The organism is Deltaproteobacteria bacterium GWC2_65_14, assembly GCA_001797615.1.
GTDB lineage: Bacteria > Desulfobacterota > Deferrimicrobia > Deferrimicrobiales > Deferrimicrobiaceae > GWC2-65-14.
Genome location: MGPV01000008.1, coordinates 1 through 18357 on the forward strand (window position 1 = coordinate 1; position 18357 = coordinate 18357).

Sequence of the window (18357 nt, forward strand, 5' to 3'; positions counted from 1 at the left end):
AGGACGGAGTTGATCCGGTAGACCGGCCCCGCGATCCGCTGGCTCACCAGGATCGTGTAGGCGAAGATCCCGGCGAGCACGAGAAGGACGGCGGGCCACACCCGCTGGTGCAGGACCAGGAACTCGGCGGCGGCCGGCTCGAGCGCCTCGAGGCTTTCCCCCGTCATCAGGCCGAGCATGGAGGGGGCGAAGACCAGGACGATTCCCGCGAAGAAGAAGAGCAGGAACACGATCAGCATGCGCCAGGCGAGCCCGAGCTGGAACTGCCTGTCCACCAGCCGGGTCTTCCGCCGGTTCGACAGGGAGTTCACATTCGCCTCCGGCATCCGTTTTTGCTATTCTAAACGTTGTGACCGTCAAGTCAACCAACTCCCCCGCGGGGCGGCACGGTTGAAGAAGGACATCTCGGTCCGGGCGGGCGTCGTCCTCCAGCTCACGCTGATCGCGGTCGGCTCCCTGTCTCTCCTGGCCCTGTTCTCCCTGCGCGTCATCGGGATCACGCTGGAGCGGCGCCACGCGGAAGCGGCGGTTTCCGTGGCGGAGGTGGTCCGCCAGGCCGTCTTGGCGGGCAGCGAGGAGGGGATGCCCGATCCCGTCGGCCGGATCCTTTCCGTTACCCGCCTTCCTCCCTACATCCAGGAGGTTCAGCTGCTTCCGGAGATGCCGCCAGGCTCCGACGTCCGGGTGACCCCCGCGGGGGAGCGCACGGCCGGGCTGCTTCCCATCCATTCCACGGTGGACGTGACCCTGCCCCTGGTCGTCGGATCGGGGGAGGGCGGAGGGTCCGTCCGGGGGCTGCGCGTCCGGTTCCACTCCCCGGGGATCGAGCGGGAGGCAAACAACCTGGTCAGGGTGGCGGCCCTCCTGGTCGGGGCCGACGTGATCGCCCTCGTGGCCTTCGGCTTTTTTCTCATGGACCGGTCGGTGATCCGCCCCGTGCGTCGCCTCGCGGCGGTTTCCGAGAAGATCGCCTCCGGCGCCCTGGACCTGCGGGCGGAGGAATCGCCGGCGAACGAGGTGGGTCAGCTCGGGGCCTCCTTCAACCGGATGGTCGCGGCGATTTCGGAGGCCCAGGAGAGCGCCCGGACGGCCCGGGAGGAGGCGTTTCGATCGGAGAAGCTGGCCACCGTCGGGCGACTCGCGGCGGGCGTGGCCCACGAGGTGGGAAATCCCCTCATGGCGGTCCGGGGCTATGCCGAGTACCTGCGGAAGAACCGCCCGCCGGGGGAGGAGCAGGACGAGTGCCTCGACAAGATCCTCGCGGAGACGAGGAAGATCGAGGCGATCGTGCGCGGCCTGCTCTCCGCGGCATCTCCGGAGAGGCAGGCCGATGGGCGCGCGGATGTGAACGAGGTCCTCCGGGAGACCGTGGAGATCCTCTCCTTCCGGAAGATGTTCCGGGACGTGGAAGTGCGCGTCGAGCAGGGCGAGGTGCCGCCCGCGAGGATCCCCGAGGAGCGGTTCCGGCAGGTCCTGCTGAACCTGATGATCAACGCGGTGGACGCGATGGAGGAGGGGGGGACGCTCGTACTGCGCAGCTTTTCCGTCGATCCCTGGTCGCCGCCCCTTCTCCGGGGGGTGAGGCGGAGGCTCTCCGACCCTGCCGGCGCCGACTTTTCGCACCTGCGGGGCGGCGCGCCGGGCGAGTTCGGCGCGGGGGTCGGAGTCTCCGTGGAGGATACGGGGCGCGGAATCCCGCGGGCGGACCTGCCGGGCATCTTCGACCCCTTCTTCACCTCGAAGGAGCCGGGGAAGGGGACGGGACTGGGGCTCTATCTCTCCCGGGCGATCGTGGAGGCGGCGGGAGGGGAGATCCGGTGCGAGAGCGAGGAGGGGGAGGGGGCCCGGTTTACGGTGATCCTGCCCGTCGCCGGCATCGCTGCGGCAGGCGGGACCCGCGGGAAGGAGGGACCGGATGGCTGAACGGATCCTGGTCGTGGACGACGAGGAAAGCATGCGCGACGTGCTTTGGAGGATGCTTTCCGCGGAAGGGTACGGGGTGGAGCGCGCCTCGAACGGGAGCGAGGCGCTCCGGCTGCTGGAGCGGGAGCGGTTCGATTTCATCCTCAGCGACATCCGGATGCCGGCAATGGGGGGGCTGGAGTTCCTCCGGGAGTTCATGTCCAGGGGGCTTCCCGGCACGGTGATCATGATGTCCGCGTTCGGGACGGTGGAGACCGCCGTCGAGGCGATGAAGCTTGGCGCCTACGACTACATCTCCAAGCCGTTCATGAGCGACGAGATCCTGCTCACCCTGAGGAAGGCGCGGGAGAGGGAGACGCTCCGGAGGGAGAACGAGACGCTCCGGAAGGAGGTGGAGAAGGCGTACCGTCCCGAGGATTTCCTCCGGGCGAGCCGATCCATGGAGGAGGTCGTCCGCCTGGTGGAGCAGGTGAAGGACTACGACACCACGGTCCTGGTCACCGGGGAGAGCGGGACCGGGAAGGAGCTGGTGGCCCGGATGCTCCACTACGCGGGGCGCAGAAGGGGGAAGGCGTTCGTCGCCATCAATTGCGGGGCGATCCCCGAGACCCTTCTCGAAAACGAGTTGTTCGGCCATCGGAAGGGAGCCTTCACCGAGGCGAAGTCGGACCGGGCGGGGCTGATCGAGGAGGCGGACGGGGGGACGCTCTTCCTCGACGAGATCGGGGAGCTGCCCCTCCCGCTCCAGACGAAGCTCCTCCGGTTCCTCCAGGAGGGGGAGGTGCGCCGGCTCGGGGACACGGAGGTCCGCCGGGTCAATGTCCGGGTCCTGGCGGCGACGTCGCGGGACCTCGACGAGGATGTCCGTGGAGGGCGGTTCCGCGAGGACCTGTTCTACCGGCTGAACGTCATCCGGATCCACATTCCCCCCCTGCGGGAGCGCAGGGAGGAGATCCCCCTTCTGGCCGGCCGGTTCCTTGCGGATGCCTGCCGGAAATACCGGAAGGGGGAGATGCGGTTCTCCCCGGAGGCGCTGGAGACCCTCGCCGCCCACGACTGGCGCGGGAACGTGCGGGAGCTGCAGAACCTGGCCGCACGGTGCGTCCTGCTGGGGCGGGAGGGGGAGATTTCGCGGGACGCCCTGTTTGCCATCTGGAAGGCGGGAGGGGGCGGGGAGAGCGGCGGTACCCCGCAGGTCGTCCTGCAGGTGCAGGTTCCTCTCGGGAAGCCGGACCTGAAGGCCGCCGTGAAGGAGGTGGAGAAGCAATTGATCCGGATGGCGATCGAGCGGTGCGGCGGGAGCCGCCCAAAGGCGGCGGAGCTGCTCGGGATCAGCCACCCGGCGCTCCTGTACAAGGCCAAAGCATACGGGATCAATTGATGGTAATTTAGCATAATTATGTTACTTTAAGGTTCAGTTAAAAATCGCTTGACATTAATTCTTCCCACGGTAACATTTTCCTTACCAGAGAGGTTCCGGCCCGGGGAAGGGGATCCGGCCGGGAGTCGACGGCGGAGAGGAAGCGTGGCGGTGAAACCGGGGATGAAGATTAAAGTGGAGAACAACAACGTCCGAAAGATCCGGGAAGGGCTCCTGATGAGCAAGGCGGAGCTGGCGAGGAGGGCCGGGCTCTCGGTCCTCACGATCGACCGGGTGGAAAAGGGCATGACGTGCCGGATGGACACGAAGCGGAAGATCATCCTGTCGCTCGGCCTCCAGCTGTCGGACAGGGAGAAGGTCTTCCGCAAGGAAGACTGACCGGACGGGAGCGGACATGGGACTGTTCGGAAAGAAGGAGTTGATCGGGCTCGACATCGGATCCAGCGGGATCAAGCTCGCCCACATGAAAGCGGTGGGCGCCGAGTACAAGGTGAAGAAGTTCGGGGTCTTCCCCCTGCCGCCCGACGCCATCGTGGACGGGGCGATCATGGACCATGCATCGGTGATCGAGGGGATCAAGACCGCCCTCCGCGAGCTGAAGGTCCGGGAAAAGGAGGTGGCGACCTCCCTTTCCGGCCACTCGGTGATCATCAAGAAGGTCGTCCTTCCCACGACGACCCCCGAGGAACTGGAGGAATCCATCCAGTGGGAGGTCGAACAGTACATTCCCTTCGACATCAAGGACGTCAAGATCGACTTCCAGGTGATCGGTCCGCTGAAGGACGATCCGTCCAAGATGGATGTACTCCTCGCGGCCGTGAAGACCGACCTCGTGAACGACTACCTGTCCGTCGTGAAGGACGCCGGCCTCACCCCCGCGATCGTCGACATCGACTCGATCGCGGTGGGGAACGCCTTCGAGCTCTGCCGCCCGGTGTCGGACGAGCAGGTTCCCATGGTGGTGAACGTGGGAGCCTCCTTCATGAACATCAACATCCTCCACGCGGGGGTTCCGCTGTTCACCCGGGATGTCCCGATGGGGGGCGGGATCTACACCTCCGAGATCCAGAAGCAGCTCGCCGTCAGCTTCGAGACGGCCGAAGAGCTCAAGACCGGGCGGAAGACCGCGGAAGAGCGCGCGGGAAAGCTGACGGAGGTCATGCGGACCGTCTCGACGATCCTCGCGACGGAAGCCCAGCGGTCCCACAACTTCTTCTCGGCCACGTATCCGGACCGGCTGGTGACGAAGGTCTATCTCACGGGGGGTGCGGCGAAATCGATGTTCCTGAAGGAGGCGCTTGCCGAGAAGATCGGAGTGGACGTGGAGCTCTTCGACCCGTTCGAGGGGCTCTCGCTCGATGAGCGCACGGTGGACCCGGCGGCGGTGGCGTCCAACGCCACCGCGGGGACCGTGTCCATCGGGCTCGCGCTCCGCAACCTGGAGGATCGGCGATGATCCGGATAAACCTGGTCCGGGGAAAGCGGAAGAAGAAGACCCAGTTCAACACGGATATCCTGTTCCTGCTGATCCCCGTGCTGGTTCTCGCGGGCCTGTTTTTCCATTTCCGGATGGTGACCGGGAAGATCGAGGACCTGAACACGAGGATCGGGGCCGCGAACGATCAGGTGGCCCGCCTGCAGAAGGAGATCGGGGAGGTCGAGAAGTTCAAGGCGCGCAAGGGCGAGCTGCAGCAGAAAGTGGACATCATCTCGAAGCTCCAGGCGGGAAGGACCGGCCCGGTGAAGATCTTCGAGGCGGTTTCCGCATCCATTCCGGAGAAGTGCTGGATCGACCAGCTCTCCGTCAAGGACGACAAGGTGAGTTTGAACGGGGTCGCCCTGAACAACTACATCATTGCGAACTTCATGACAGCCCTCGCCCAGACAGGCCGGTTCCGCGACGTCGTGCTCGGCTCCGCGGACCAGGCCAACGTCATGAACGCGAAGCTCGTGAAGTTCAACCTGACGTTCATCGCCGTCTCCGACTGACGGGGCGGGCGGCGAGGGAAAGGGAACGGGATGGCGCCAAAACTCGGGGATCTCTCGAAGGTACCGCCGAAGCAGAAGATCTTCCTCGCGATCCTGGTCTGCCTGCTCGCGGGGGTCGGATACTACTACCTGTATTACCGGAACGCGTCCCAGAGCGTTGCCTCCCTGGAAACAAGGCTCGCCGAGCTGGAGAGCAAGATCAAGGAGCAGGAGGTGATTGCGAGGAATCTCCCCTCCTTCCGCGAGGAGGTGCGCCGTCTCGAGGAGCAGCTGGGGCTTCTGCTCGAGCAGCTCCCCAACTCCGCGGAGATTCCCAACCTCCTGAAGAACATCTCCGACCTGGGAAGGGAGTCGGGGCTGGAATTCCTGAAGTTCTCCCCCCAGGGGGAGGCGGCCAAGGGATTCTACGCCGAGATCCCGTTCTCTCTCAGCCTGAACGGCGAATACCACGGCTTCGTGCTCTTCGCCGACCGGGTGGGACATCTTCCCCGCATCGTGAACCTGAGGGACATCACCTTTTCCTTGCCGAGGACGGCGGGCGATAACCGGCTGCGTGTGAACGTCAGCTGTTCCGCGACCACCTTCCGATTCCTGGAAAATCAGGCGGCGGGAGACAAAGGAACGAAGAAATGACGCGATATCCCCGGATGTTCCTGGCCGCTCCGGCCTTCGCCCTGATTCTGGCGCTCGGCGCGGGAGGATGCTCGAAGGAGGAACCCCCCGCTCCGGTCGTCCGCAAGCCTCTCGCGAAGGAGGAGGCGACGGCGGCGGCCGCCGCCGGACCCGCGCTGGCGGAGGCGGCGAAACCGGCTGCCGCCCTGACGCTGTACAGCCCCGCCGGGAAGCGGGATCCCTTCGTTCCGTTCATCAAGGTGGAGGCGAAAACGGCGCGGACCGATCTCTCCTCCTTTCCCCCGCTGCAGCGGTACGACCTGGGGGAGCTGAAATTCGTGGGGGTGATCTGGGGCCCCGGGATTACGAAAGCGCTCGTGGAGGATGCGGAAGGCAGGGGATACACCGTGGGGGTCGGGACGAAGATGGGCAGCACCGGAGGAGTCGTCACCCGGATCACGGAGGACGAAATCGTAGTTCGGGAAACGTTTCGTGACTACACTGGCGTGAAGGTCGAGCGAGAGAGCTCCCTGAAGCTTCAGACCGCAGGAGGGAAATGATGATGACCTTGGCACGGCCCGAGGGCCGGTACCCCTCGCATCACCAGACGACGGGGGTCTCTCCATGTCGGGGAAGGGGCGAAACCGGGGAGCGTGTTCCCGACGTGCAACGTTCCCGGCGTTCCCGGGTCTATCTGGCGACCCTGGCGCTGATCGTCGCGGCGCTTCTGCCCGCGCCGGCCCGGTCCGCCGAGGAGGCGGCCGGGAAGCCGCTCGCCGGGAGTCTCCGGGAAGTGATCGTTTCCAGGACCCCGTATCACACGAACATCGAGGCGGCCATCGACGGGAAGATCGAGAACTACAACTCCTTCAAGCTGAACGACCCGTTCCGGATCGTGGTGGACATCTGGGGAGTGGCCCAGGGGACGGCGGCTTCGGAGATCCCGGCGGATACCCCCCAGGTGAAATCGGTGAAGGTTTCCCAGCAGGGGGACAAGGTGCGGCTCCTGGTGGAGACTCCCGAGGATGCCCCGTTTCCGTTCCTCGTGAGCGCGGAGGGGGACAAGCTGGTCCTCTCCGTGGGCGGCGGACAGGAGGAGAAGGTGACCAGCCTCGACCGTCCGGCTGGGAAGGAAGGGGCTTCCGGCCTCGCGGTCCTCGGGGTGGATCTCGAGGATCTACCCGATTCCACGAACGTGGTCGTGACGACCGCGGGGAATCCTTCGCATGAGGTCTCCGAAGGGAAGAACAGCGTTACCCTCCTGTTCCCCGGAACCGTCGCCGAGAAGGGACTGCTTCGGGCGATGGACGCGAGGAAATTCGGCATCCCCGTGAACATGGTGACCCCCTCCTCCGGTAAGAAGGGGGTGGAGGTGTCCGTGCTGTACGTGCCCGGTTCCTCCTATACGGTCGGCGGACGGGACAACGCGGTGGTCCTCTCCTTCCCGAAGAAGCCGGGAGGGGAGAAGGGAACGAAGGTCGCGGAGCTGAAGGGTATGGCAGTGCCGTCCGATTCCGGGATGACCGCGGCGGCTCCCTCCGCCGTCGGAACCGAGGAGAAGTCCCGGGCGGGAAACTGGGGTTTCGTAACCCACCAGTCCGGCGCGCAGCGAAAATACATCGGGCAGAGGATCTCCCTCGATTTCAAGGATGCCGACCTGGCGAACATCTTCCGGATCATCGCGGAGGTCAGCAACCTGAACATCATCACCACGGACGACGTGAAGGGTAGGGTATCCATCCGCCTGATCAACGTGCCCTGGGACCAGGCGCTGGACATCGTCCTCAAGTCGAAGAGCCTGGGGGTCAGCCAGGAGGGGAACGTTCTCCGGATCGCCCCTCTGTCCGCCCTGCGGGGAGAGGAAAAGTCGCGGCTGGACGCGAAGAAGGAGGTCGAGAAGCTCCAGGCGACCCTGGAAGGGGTCGTCGAGACCATCTCGGTGAACTACGGGAAGGCCTCTGACATGGCGGCGAAGACCAAGGACCTCCTCTCCGAAGGGGGGAAGGTCCAGATCGACGACCGGACGAACACGATCGTCATCCGGGACCTCCGGAAGAATGTGGAGGAGGTCCGGGCGCTCATCACCACGCTCGACACGCCGATCCCCCAGGTGCTGATCGAGGCCCGGATCGTGGAAGTCGACACCTCCTTCTCGAGGGAGCTCGGCGTCCAGTGGGGCGGCTCCTGGCATAACCGGGGAGGGACGCAGGTCGGCGTGACCGGGATCCAGGACACGACAGGGTCCTTCATTCCGGGGCAGACGCTGACGAATACCATCCCGTTCTCACCGACGGCCACGCCTCCGAACTACGCGGTGAACCTGCCCGCGTCGGTGGGTCTCGGGTCGGGCGGCGGGATCGGTTTCGGGATCCTCCGGGACAACCTGCGGCTGGATCTCTCGCTGTCGGCGCTCGAGGCGTCCGGGAAAGGGAGGGTGGTTTCCTCTCCGAAGGTCGTCACGATCGACAACAGGGAGGCGGTGATCGAACAGGGCACGCAGATCCCGTACTCCACCGTGTCCGCGTCGGGGACACAGACGCAGTTCATCGACGCCACGCTGAGCCTGAAGGTGACACCCCAGATCACCCCCGATGGAAGCGTCATCATGAAGCTCGAGGCGAAGAACGATTCCCAGGGCGATGTGGGGGCCTCCGGGCAGCCGGCCATCAACAAGAAAAAGGCGACCACGGAGGTGCTGATCCGGGACGGCGAGACCGCCGTGATCGGCGGGATCCTGCAGGTGACCCGGAAAGAGGACCAGGCCGCGGTGCCCTGGCTATCCAAGATTCCGATTCTCGGGTATCTTTTCCAGAAGAACACGAGTTCCTCGAGCAACAGGGAGTTGCTGATCTTCATCACGCCGAAAATCCTGAAGTTGGAGGCCGCACAGGCCAAGGCGCCCTAAAGCCGGCAACGCGACCCGTTCACCGGAGCACCTGCTCGAAAGGGGCGGGTGCTCCGTTCCATTTCGGGAACGCGGGGTGACGGGGGATGCCCCGAGGAGGTTCCGGTTGTCCCGGTTTCGGTTCCACACGGCGGGGGAGACGCACGGCCCGGCGCTCGTGAGCGTCGTCGAGGGGCTTCCCGCGGGATTGTCCGTCCGCACGGAGGAGGTGAACCGCCAGCTCGCAAGGCGGCAGGCCGGGTACGGTAGGGGGGAGCGGATGCGGATCGAGCGGGACGAGGTGGAGATCCTCTCGGGGGTCCGTTTCGGGAAGACCCTCGGGGGCCCCGTCTCGATGCTGATCCGGAACCGCGACTGGGAGAACTGGCGGGAGAAGATGTCCCGGGAGGGGGACGGGAAAGGGATCGCCCCGCTCGACACCGCCAGGCCGGGGCATGCGGATCTGCCCGGGGTTCTCAAATTCGACCACCGGGATGTACGGAACGTGCTGGAGAGAGCCAGCGCGAGGGAAACGGCCGCCAGGGTCGCCGCCGGGACGCTGGCGAGGCTCCTCCTTCGGGAGTTCACGGTGGATATCGCGGGGCACGTGCTCTCCATCGGGAAGGTCCGCGTCCGCGACGGGATCCCGGGCGTGTGGGAACGGGCCGTGGAAGCGGAGGGGAGCGGCCTGCGCATGGCGGACCCGGAGGCGGCGGAACGGGCGGAGCGGGCGATCGACCGGGCGAAGCGGAAGGGCTCCACGGTCGGAGGGGTCGTGGAGGTGATCGCACGGGGGGTTCCTCCGGGGCTCGGTTCGTTCGCCTCCTGGGACCTTCGGCTCGACGGGCTGCTGGCCAAGGCGGTGATGAGCATCCCCGCGATCAAGGGAGTGGAGATCGGCGGCGGGATGGGGGTCGCGCTCCGGTTCGGGAACGAGGTGCACGACGAGATCTTTCCGGGAGCGGGCAAGGGGGAACGGTTCCACGGGGGATTCCGCATGCCGTTCCACCGCAGGACGAACCGGGCAGGCGGGATCGAGGGAGGGATGACGAACGGGTCGCCGGTCGTCGTCCGCGCGGCGATGAAGCCGATTCCCACCCAGGCCGTGCCTCTGCGGACCGTCCGGATCGGAAGCTGGCGCCGGACCTCCGCGCACCGGGAGCGAAGCGACGTGTGCGCCGTGCCGGCCTGCTCGGTCGTCGCCGAATCGATGGTCGCCATCGTCCTCGCCGGCGCCTTTCTCGGAAAATTCGGGGGCGATTCGATGCGGGAAATCCAATATAATTATGCGGGCTACCTGCGCAGGGCCGGGTTCCGATGAGCGGCCCGCGCGGATTTTCCGGCGTCGTCCTGATCGGCTTCATGGGATCGGGGAAGACGTCGGTCGGCCGGGAGATTTCCCGGAGGATGGATGCGGAGCTTGTGGATCTGGACGACCGGATCGAGAGGTCCGCGGGAGCGAGCGTTCGGGAGATCTTCGCCGCCCGGGGCGAGCCTGCCTTCCGGGAGATGGAGAGGAAAGCGGTCCGGGATGCGGTTTCGGTTCCCGGGCGTGTGATCGCCACGGGAGGCGGCGCCTTCCTGGACGCCGGGAGCCGGAGGATGCTCAAACGGTACGCACCCGTGGTCTTCCTGGACGTGAGCCCCGGCGCCGTCCTGGCGCGGCTCCCGGGCGACCGGTCCCGGCCGCTGCTTCCGGGGGAGGGATCCGGGGGTGACGCCGCGGAACGGGAGCGGGAGATCGGCGAACGGATGAAACGGCGGCGCCCGGCCTACGAGCGGGCGGACCTTACCGTGGAGACCGACGGAAAAACAGTCCGGGAGGTGGCCGATCTCGTGCTTTCGGGGATCGGCAGCCGGCCGGAAGGAGGGTCCGGGCGGGACCTGTCCGCCGGGGGAGGGAATCGGGGATGCATCCGGAGATCCTGACGGTCTCGCTGGGCGACAGGGCCTACGACATCTTTTTCGGAAGCCGCATCTATTCCCTCTTCCAGGAGTGGATCTGCCGCTTCTATCCGGGCGGCTCGGTCTTCGTGGTCACGGACCGCAACGTCAACGCGATCTACGGGGACGATATCCGGAACTGGCTCATCGGGATCGCGCACGAGGTGCTCCCCCTTTCCCCAGGAGAGGAGGGGAAGAGCTGGGAGCAGGTCCGGGAGATCTATTCCTTTTTCGCGCGGCACGGGGCGGGGAGGGACTCGCTGGTCGTTGCGTTCGGCGGCGGGGTCGTCGGGGACATGGCCGGATTCGCGGCGGCCACCTTCCTCCGGGGGATCCCGTATGTGCAGATTCCCACGACCCTCCTCTCCCAGGTGGACAGCAGCGTCGGGGGAAAGACCGGGTTCAACCTCCGGGAGGGGAAGAACCTCGTGGGGGCGTTCCATCAGCCACGCGCGGTCTTCATCGACGAAACCTTCCTCCTGACCCTCGACGAGAGGAACCTTCGGTCCGGGATGGCCGAGGTGCTCAAGTGCGCCCTGGCCGGGGACGGTACGCTGCTCGGTCTTCTCGAAGGGCACGGGGAGAAGTGGAGGGCGATGCCCGCCCGGGACTGGAGGACGATGGTCCGCGCGGCCGTGGCGTTCAAGGCGGCGGTGGTCGAGCGGGACGAGAGGGAATCCTCGGCCCGGCGGGTCCTGAACCTCGGGCACACGGTCGGGCACGCTCTGGAGCAGGCCTCCGGCTATTCACGGCTCCTCCATGGAGAGGCGGTCGCGATGGGGCTGGCCTGGGAATTGCTCTTCTCCCGGCGACAGGGGGTCACGCCTCCCGAGGTGACCGACCGGGCGATCCGCCTGCTGCTGGCCTTCGGGTTTTCCCTCGACGATCCGGACATCCCGCTTTCGTCGATCGCCTCCGCCGTGGGGATGGACAAGAAGCGGGTCGTCGCGGAGATCGAGATGCCGCTGGTGACCGCGGCAGGGGATTCCGAGCTCCGCCGGATCCCCGTGGCTCTCCTGCGGGGGGAACTGCCTGACATCCGTTCGGAGATCCGGGAGATCCTGCGGGCACGGACGAGCGCTGCGGCCGCGGGACCGGACCCCCTCCGGGCGGAGGACGGCGTGCCGCTGCCGGAAGAGATCGTTGCCCTCGAACAGCGGGTCGTCGACGACCCGAGGAACCTTCCCGCAATGCTCCTCCTCGCGGATGCCTACCGGCGCGCCGGGAACGGACCGGGGGCCTGGGAGATGGCGAAGGAAGCGCTGCAACAGTATCCTTCCGATCCCCGGGCGCAACGGGCCGCGCGGCGGATCGAGCAGGAATTCGGGGGAGCCTTCCCGGCGCAGCCGGAAGAGGAATCCCCCCCGCTCGAGGATATGCTCATCCTGGAGGAAGGGGCCTTCGAACTGCGTCCGGCCGATGTCCCCGAGGCCGGGGACGGGGAGGAAATCGTCCGGGAGGGACCGCCGGCCGGGCCTCCCCCCGTCCGGACGATCACCATGGCGGACGTCTACTGGAAGCAGGGAAGACGACGGGAGGCGCTGGAGATCGTCGAGGGGATCCTGGAAAAACATCCGGCGGATCCCCGCGCCCTTGCGTGGAAGGAATCGAACCGGCCCGAAGAGCCGGCGGACCGGGAGCGGGGATCGACGCAGTCCGTCCGGGAGACTGCGCCGGTCATCCGACGGCTTCACCTCTTCCTCCAGACGATCGCGAAGGAGTACGGGTATGTCCTTTCGTGAAATCCTTGAGGGGTTCCATGCGAAAGATCCGGCGGTGCGCGGGGGAGCGCTCGCCGGCGCGGACGGCCTCGCTGTCGCGGAATGGTCGGCCGTGCCGGAGGCGCAGGACCTCGGGGCCCTCTGCGCGGAGATGGCGCAGTTCTTCAAGGAGTCCGGCCGGATCGCAAGGGAGAACGGGCTCGGGGAATGCTCCGAGGTCTTCCTGGCGGGAGACCGGGGGCAGATCTACTTCCGCCGGGTGACCGGCGACTACTTTCTCCTGCTGGTCGCGGACCCTGGGGCTGTCCCCGGAAAGTGCCGGTTTCTGCTCCGGCGGGGGGCATTCCGCGCGCGGGAGATGCTCTGATGTCCGCGTCCCGGAAATCCCCCGGGAACGCCGCCGCACGGGGCGGGCGCAGCGCCTCCCGCACCCTCCGGGTACTGTTCGTCAACGGCCCGAACCTGAACGTCCTGGGGACGCGGGAGCCGGAACGGTACGGAAGAAAGACCCTTGAGGAGATCCGGAGGGAGGTGGCCGCCGCGGGCCGGAAGGAGGGAGCCGCCGTGGACTTCTTCCAGTCCAACCACGAGGGGGAGATCGTCGCACGCCTGCAGGAGGCGGCCGGGTCGGCGGACGGGATCGTGATCAACCCCGCCGGCTTCACGCACACCAGCGTCGCGATCCGCGACGCCCTGATCTATTCCGGGCTTCCCTCCGTGGAGGTCCACCTGAGCAATCCCGCAGGGAGGGAGCCGTTCCGCAAGGTTTCCATGATCGAGGACGTGGTGGTGGGGAGGATTTCGGGTTTCGGCGGGTTCGGGTACCTCCTCTCCCTGTACGCCCTGCTCGATCACCTGAGGAAAGAAGAGGCCCGTGGCGGAGCGTAGCGCCGCAGGCTTCCTCCGTCAGGAAGGAACCCCGCGGGAGATCGGACGGATCCGCCGGCTCTGCGGGTCGCTCGCCCGGCGAAGGGTCGACCTCTTCCTCTGCGTGAGGCTCACGAACATCCGGTATCTGACGGGGTTTTCCGGGAGCGACGCCGCGCTGCTGGTGGCCGGGGGCAGCGCGACGCTGTTCACCGACGGAAGGTACCGGGAGCAGGCCCGGCAGGAGGTGTCCGGAGCGGAGGTCGTGATCACCGACCGGAAGTGGAAGGAGATCGCCCGGCGGATCCGCGGGGCGGGCAGGGCCCTCGGGTTGCGCCGTGCACCGCGGATCGGATTCGAATCCCGTCACCTTTCCGTGGAACTCTTCCGCAAGGTGGCGGGCCGGGACGACAGGCGCTGGACGGCCCTTCCGGATCCGGTGGAGCCGCTCCGGATGCGCAAGGACGGTGGAGAGATCCGGGCGATGGAAGAGGCGGCGATCACCGCCTCGGGGTCGCTGCTCGAGGTCCTCGTGGAGGGGATCCGCGGACGGAGGGAATCGGAGGTCGCCGCCGACCTGGCCCGCGGGATGAAGCGGCAGGGAGCGGAGGAGTCCTTCCGCGCCATCGTCGCCTCCGGGGCCCGCTCCGCGATGCCCCACGCCACCCCCTCCTCCGGGAGGATCGCGAAGACCGGCCCCGTGGTGATCGACCTGGGGGCGCGGCTTCGGGGGTACTGCTCCGACGAGACGGTCACGATCCTTCCCCGACGCCCCTCGAAGGATCTCGCAAGGATTTACGATGCGGTGCTCCGGGCGCAGGAGGCCGGGATCCGGGCGGTCCGACCCGGAGTCGCCTGCCGTGAGGTGGACGCGCGGGTGCGGGAATCGCTGGACCGCTCCGGGGTTTTGCAGTATTTTGTTCATTCCACCGGCCACGGCGTGGGATTGGACGTACACGAGCGGCCCTCCCTCTCCGCGCGCTCGCGCGACCGGCTCGACGAGGGGATGGTAGTCACCGTGGAGCCGGGGGTCTACATCCCGGGGCTGGGGGGCGTCCGGATCGAGGATATGATACGGGTCACGGGAACCCGGGGAGAACGCCTGACCTACCTTCCCAAATCCCGCATGCAGGTCGCCTGAGGAGAGAGGCGGATGTATACGACCACCGATTTCCGGAACGGCCTGAAGATCGAGTTCGAGGGGGATCCGTACGTCATCGTCTACTTCCAGCATGTCAAGCCGGGCAAGGGCGGCGCCTTCGTGCGGACGAAGCTGAAGAACCTCAAGACGGGGTCGGTGCTCGAGCATACCTTCCGAAGCGGGGACAAGGTGAGCAAGCCGGACCTCGAGGAGCGGGGGATGCAGTTCCTGTACCGGGAGGGGAACGCCTTCCATTTCATGGACACCGGCTCCTACGAGCAGATCTACCTCGACGAGGACCACATGGGCGACGCCGCGAACTACATGATCGAGAACCTCGCGGTCAAGATTCTCTTCTTCCGCGGAGAACCGATCGGGATCGACCTGCCCATCTTCATCGCGCTGGCGATCTCCGAAACGGAGCCCGGCGTGCGGGGCGACACGGTGAGCGGGGCGACCAAGCAGGCGAAGCTGCAATCCGGCGCGATCGTCCAGGTCCCCCTGTTCCTGAACGAGGGGGACCGGGTGAAGGTGGACACCCGGACCGGAACCTACATCGAGAGAGCCTGAGGGGGACGACATGAACGTCAAGGAGATCCGGGAAATCCTGGAGCTGTTGAAAGGGACCGATGTGTCCGAGCTGGAGGTCTCCCGCGGGGAGAACGTGCTGAAGGTCCGCCGGGGTGCGGTCCTGGAGCCGCGGCCCCTTCCGGCATCCCGTCCGGCTTCCGAGCCCCCCCAGCCTCCGCCGGCCCCCGCGGCGCCCCCGAAGCCCGAGACTCCCCCGAAGGCCGCGGCCAAGGAGGTCGTCTCCCCGATCGTGGGGACCTTCTACCGTGCTCCCGCTCCGGATGCCGCGCCCTTCGTCGAGGTCGGGATGCGGGTCACGAAGGGGCAGATCCTCTGCATCGTGGAGGCGATGAAGATCATGAACCAGATCGAGTCCGATGCGAGCGGGACCGTGGTGGCGATCCTCGTCGAGAACGCGCAGCCCGTCGCCTACGGCCAGTCGCTGTTCCACATCTCGGTGGAGTAGGGTGCCGTGATCCACAAGGTGCTCATCGCCAACCGGGGGGAGATCGCGGTCCGCATCATCCGGACCTGCCGGGAGATGGGAATCAAGACGGTGGCGATCTTCTCCACCGCGGACAAGGATGCCATGCACGTGAAGATGGCGGACCAGTCCGTTTGCGTGGGGCCGCCCCCCAGCGCCGAGAGCTACCTCAACGTTCCCTCCATCCTCAGCGCGATCGAGACCACAGACGCCGATTCCGTGCATCCCGGATACGGATTCCTCGCGGAGAATCCCGCGTTCGCCGAGATCTGCGAAAACTACGGCGTGAAGTTCATCGGACCCTCCTCGGAGGCGATCCGCCTGATGGGGGACAAGGTCCAGGCGCGAAGGGCGGTGCGCAAGGTCAAGATTCCCACCGTGCCCGGCAGCGACGGGGCGATCTCCGAGGACGAAGAGGGTCTCCGCATCGCGAAGGAGATCGGATTCCCCGTGATCATCAAGGCGGCGGCGGGCGGCGGCGGGCGCGGGATGAAGATCGTCCACTCCCCGGCCTCCTTCATCAACGCCTTTCTCACGGCGCAGTCGGAGGCGCTGTCCGCGTTCGGGGTTCCGGACGTCTATATCGAGAAGTATTTCGAGCAATCCCGGCATGTCGAGGTGCAGATCATGGCCGACCGGTTCGGCAGCGTCGTGCACCTCGGAGACCGGGACTGCTCCGTGCAGAGGCGCCACCAGAAGCTGATCGAGGAGGCGCCCGCGCCCTTCCTCCCGACCCGGCTGCGGAACCGTGTGCGCAAAGCGGCGGTGGATGCCGCGACGGCGGTGCGATACAATAACGTGGGGACGGTGGAGTTCCTCTACGTTCCCGATGGGGAATTTTATTTTCTGGAGATGAACACGCGCATCCAGGTGGAGCATCCGGTCACGGAAATGATCACCGGCGTGGACATCGTCCGCGAGCAGATCCGGATCGCCGACGGGAAGAAGCTCCGGTTCGACCAGAAAGGGATCCAGTTCCGCGGCCACAGCATCGAGTGCCGGATCAACGCGGAGGATCCGGAGACCTTCATCCCGAGCCCGGGACGGATCGAGTCGTGCATCTTCCCCGGGGGGTTCGGGATCCGCGTGGACACCGCCATCTACCCGGGATACACCGTTCCCCCGACCTACGATTCGCTCCTCGGGAAACTGGTGGTCCACGGGGAGGACCGGAACGAGGCGATCCAGCGGATGGTGAGGGCGCTCGACGAGCTGCGGATCGACGGGGTGAAGACCACCGTGAAATTCCACAAGCGGATCATGAGCGCCCCGGACTTCACGGAAGGCCGGCTCTGGACGAACTTCACGGGCAAACAGGGATGACGCAGGCGAAGGAGGCTCTCCCGGCCCGGGACAGGGAGATCGGAGGAAGGTAGACGGTGGGACTTCGGGACTCGTTCAAGAAGCTGTTCACCCCCAGCTCGAAAGACGACCGGGGCTCCCTTTCCCGGAAGGTCCAGGAGTCCCCCCAGGATCCGCAGGCCCGGCAGAAGCTCGGCCTCTTCCTGCTCCGGCAGGGGGAGATCGTCGAGGGGATCGACCAGCTCGCCAGGACGGCCGTCCTGTACGAGAAGAGCGGGTTCACGGGCAAGGCGATCGCCGTGCTCCGCCACATCCTCAAGCACGATTTCTCCAATCTCGATCTCCAGAAGTGGCTCATCCGCCTCCAGGCCCAGCAGGGGCACCTGCGGGACGCCCAGGATCAGCTCCAGGAGATCGCGTCGGGCGGAGTCCGCTTCGCGAACGACGACCAGAAGATCGAGTTCTACCGGCAGGTGGCGGGGAGCATGCCGGGGAGCCCCCTCCCCACCTTCCTCGCAGCCGACGTCCTCCTTGGGCAGAGGAAATTCCACGAGGCCGTGAACGAGCTGGAGAAAGCCGCGGTCCATGTCGTTCCGGCCGGAATGGTACCGGAGTTCGCCACCCGGATGAACACGCTCCTGTCACGGGCCGGCGACAACCCCGGGATGCTGGAGTCCTGCGGGTTCCTGTGGCTCGCCGCGGCGAGGAGCCACGAGGCCTTGCCGATCCTGAAACGGGTCGCCGTTTCCGGGCGGTCGACGGACGATTCCCAGGAACGGGCCGACCAGGTGGAGACGGTCCTCCGCGCCCTCGAAGAGGGGCGGGAGTCCCATCTGGCGGGCGCGATGTCCTTCACGGATGCCGCGAAGCGGCTCGCCGAACCGCAGCCTGCTCCCCCCTCGCCCGTGCCGGCGCCCTCCGTGAAGGAGGAGTCGGGCGCGGCGGACGTGGATCCCGAAGAGGAACGGATGGTGAAGGACGCGGTCAGCCGGCTGCAGGCCAAGGTGCAGGAGGAGATCGGGGAGTCCGATCCGGAGGCGAGGTACAATCTCGGGATCGCTTACAAGGAGATGGGGCTTTTGGCCGAAGCGGTCGAGGAGTTCGCCACGGCCCGCCGCCACCCCCCCCTCTTTCTCGGCGCTTCCTGCCTGCTCTCGGAGACGCTGGCCTCGATGGGAGACCTGGAATCCGCTGTGGCCGCCCTGGACGATGTGCTGTCCACGGACGATCTCGACGAGTCGGCGGCTCTCGACGTCCGGTACCAGAAAGCCCTGCTGGTGGCCCGGGCGGGAAGGGAAGAGGAGGCCCGGGAGATCCTGCTGTCGATTTACGAGACCGCGCCGGACTACCGGGACGTCCGGCAGCGGACCGAGTCCTTCCGCCAATGAGGCCGCGGGGAAGTGCGGTACGGTTTCCCGAAGGCTTGCATCCGGGGGGAACTCTGTGGTACACAGCGCTGGGGATGCGGGCGTAATTCAGGGGTAGAATGCAAGCTTCCCAAGCTTGACGTCGCCGGTTCGAATCCGGTCGCCCGCTCCA

Annotated in this window: 18 protein-coding genes, 1 tRNA gene and 1 pseudogene; 19 read left to right on the top strand and 1 reads right to left on the bottom strand. The window is 66.6% G+C overall.

What is annotated here, in order from left to right:
- Positions 1-311: pseudogene (locus tag A2X88_07470) on the bottom strand (hypothetical protein).
- Positions 312-390: 79 nt separating this feature from the next.
- Here A2X88_07470 and A2X88_07475 point away from each other — a divergent pair.
- The 19 genes from A2X88_07475 (at position 391) to A2X88_07565 (ending at position 18357) form a co-directional block, all read left to right on the top strand.
- Positions 391-1923 carry a hypothetical protein gene (locus A2X88_07475; GenBank protein OGP35583.1) on the top strand — a complete coding sequence of 511 codons (1533 nt, stop codon included), beginning with the start codon at positions 391-393 and terminating at the stop codon, positions 1921-1923.
- The gene (locus A2X88_07480; protein OGP35584.1) at positions 1916-3304 is read left to right on the top strand and encodes a histidine kinase; all 1389 of its coding nucleotides are present in this window, start codon (positions 1916-1918) and stop codon (positions 3302-3304) included. Before A2X88_07475 ends, A2X88_07480 begins: the two co-directional genes overlap by 8 nt.
- A gap of 162 nt (positions 3305-3466) precedes the next feature.
- Positions 3467-3682 carry a transcriptional regulator gene (locus A2X88_07485; protein OGP35603.1) on the top strand — a complete coding sequence of 72 codons (216 nt, stop codon included), beginning with the start codon at positions 3467-3469 and terminating at the stop codon, positions 3680-3682.
- Between the two features lie 16 nt (positions 3683-3698).
- Positions 3699-4760 carry a hypothetical protein gene (locus A2X88_07490; protein ID OGP35585.1) on the top strand — a complete coding sequence of 354 codons (1062 nt, stop codon included), beginning with the start codon at positions 3699-3701 and terminating at the stop codon, positions 4758-4760.
- Entirely contained in the window at positions 4757-5293 is a 537-nt protein-coding gene (locus tag A2X88_07495) for a hypothetical protein (protein OGP35586.1), read from the top strand. The genes A2X88_07490 and A2X88_07495 overlap by 4 nt, the downstream gene beginning before the upstream one ends.
- 30 nt (positions 5294-5323) lie before the next feature.
- Positions 5324-5926, top strand: a complete 603-nt coding sequence (locus A2X88_07500; GenBank protein OGP35587.1) for a hypothetical protein — start codon at positions 5324-5326, stop codon at positions 5924-5926.
- Entirely contained in the window at positions 5923-6465 is a 543-nt protein-coding gene (locus A2X88_07505; GenBank protein ID OGP35588.1) for a hypothetical protein, read from the top strand. The genes A2X88_07500 and A2X88_07505 overlap by 4 nt, the downstream gene beginning before the upstream one ends.
- 104 nt (positions 6466-6569) lie before the next feature.
- Complete coding sequence (locus A2X88_07510; protein ID OGP35589.1) at positions 6570-8810, top strand: hypothetical protein; 2241 nt, start codon at positions 6570-6572, stop codon at positions 8808-8810.
- 106 nt (positions 8811-8916) lie between these two features.
- A complete protein-coding gene (locus A2X88_07515) occupies positions 8917-10110 on the top strand; it encodes a chorismate synthase (GenBank protein OGP35604.1) in 1194 nt (397 codons plus the stop codon).
- A complete protein-coding gene (locus A2X88_07520) occupies positions 10107-10718 on the top strand; it encodes a hypothetical protein (protein OGP35590.1) in 612 nt (203 codons plus the stop codon). Before A2X88_07515 ends, A2X88_07520 begins: the two co-directional genes overlap by 4 nt.
- Entirely contained in the window at positions 10700-12475 is a 1776-nt protein-coding gene (locus tag A2X88_07525) for a 3-dehydroquinate synthase (GenBank protein OGP35591.1), read from the top strand. Before A2X88_07520 ends, A2X88_07525 begins: the two co-directional genes overlap by 19 nt.
- Complete coding sequence (locus A2X88_07530) at positions 12462-12821, top strand: hypothetical protein (GenBank protein ID OGP35592.1); 360 nt, start codon at positions 12462-12464, stop codon at positions 12819-12821. Before A2X88_07525 ends, A2X88_07530 begins: the two co-directional genes overlap by 14 nt.
- Before the next feature lie 74 nt (positions 12822-12895).
- Positions 12896-13342, top strand: a complete 447-nt coding sequence (locus tag A2X88_07535; GenBank protein ID OGP35605.1) for a type II 3-dehydroquinate dehydratase — start codon at positions 12896-12898, stop codon at positions 13340-13342.
- Positions 13343-13382: 40 nt separating this feature from the next.
- Positions 13383-14462: a hypothetical protein gene (locus A2X88_07540; GenBank protein OGP35606.1), complete on the top strand. Its 1080-nt coding sequence runs from the start codon at positions 13383-13385 to the stop codon at positions 14460-14462.
- 12 nt (positions 14463-14474) lie between these two features.
- On the top strand, positions 14475-15032 hold the full coding sequence (locus A2X88_07545; protein ID OGP35593.1) for an elongation factor P: 558 nt from the start codon (positions 14475-14477) through the stop codon (positions 15030-15032).
- 10 nt (positions 15033-15042) lie between these two features.
- On the top strand, positions 15043-15498 hold the full coding sequence (locus tag A2X88_07550) for an acetyl-CoA carboxylase, biotin carboxyl carrier protein (protein OGP35594.1): 456 nt from the start codon (positions 15043-15045) through the stop codon (positions 15496-15498).
- Between the two features lie 6 nt (positions 15499-15504).
- Positions 15505-16839, top strand: coding sequence for an acetyl-CoA carboxylase biotin carboxylase subunit (locus A2X88_07555; GenBank protein OGP35595.1), 1335 nt, complete (start codon positions 15505-15507; stop codon positions 16837-16839).
- Positions 16840-16895: 56 nt separating this feature from the next.
- Positions 16896-18206, top strand: a complete 1311-nt coding sequence (locus A2X88_07560; GenBank protein ID OGP35596.1) for a hypothetical protein — start codon at positions 16896-16898, stop codon at positions 18204-18206.
- A gap of 76 nt (positions 18207-18282) precedes the next feature.
- Positions 18283-18357, top strand: a tRNA-Gly gene (locus A2X88_07565).

What these genes read in the sequence shown, in the direction of transcription:
- A2X88_07480 (OGP35584.1), top strand. Translation starts at nt 1,916, where the DNA reads ATGGCTGAACGGATCCTGGTCGTGGACGACGAGGAAAGCATGCGCGAC.
- A2X88_07485 (OGP35603.1), top strand. Translation starts at nt 3,467, where the DNA reads ATGAAGATTAAAGTGGAGAACAACAACGTCCGAAAGATCCGGGAAGGG.
- A2X88_07490 (OGP35585.1), top strand. Translation starts at nt 3,699, where the DNA reads ATGGGACTGTTCGGAAAGAAGGAGTTGATCGGGCTCGACATCGGATCC.
- A2X88_07495 (OGP35586.1), top strand. Translation starts at nt 4,757, where the DNA reads ATGATCCGGATAAACCTGGTCCGGGGAAAGCGGAAGAAGAAGACCCAG.
- A2X88_07500 (OGP35587.1), top strand. Translation starts at nt 5,324, where the DNA reads ATGGCGCCAAAACTCGGGGATCTCTCGAAGGTACCGCCGAAGCAGAAG.
- A2X88_07505 (OGP35588.1), top strand. Translation starts at nt 5,923, where the DNA reads ATGACGCGATATCCCCGGATGTTCCTGGCCGCTCCGGCCTTCGCCCTG.
- A2X88_07520 (OGP35590.1), top strand. Translation starts at nt 10,107, where the DNA reads ATGAGCGGCCCGCGCGGATTTTCCGGCGTCGTCCTGATCGGCTTCATG.
- A2X88_07525 (OGP35591.1), top strand. Translation starts at nt 10,700, where the DNA reads ATGCATCCGGAGATCCTGACGGTCTCGCTGGGCGACAGGGCCTACGAC.
- A2X88_07530 (OGP35592.1), top strand. Translation starts at nt 12,462, where the DNA reads ATGTCCTTTCGTGAAATCCTTGAGGGGTTCCATGCGAAAGATCCGGCG.
- A2X88_07545 (OGP35593.1), top strand. Translation starts at nt 14,475, where the DNA reads ATGTATACGACCACCGATTTCCGGAACGGCCTGAAGATCGAGTTCGAG.
- A2X88_07550 (OGP35594.1), top strand. Translation starts at nt 15,043, where the DNA reads ATGAACGTCAAGGAGATCCGGGAAATCCTGGAGCTGTTGAAAGGGACC.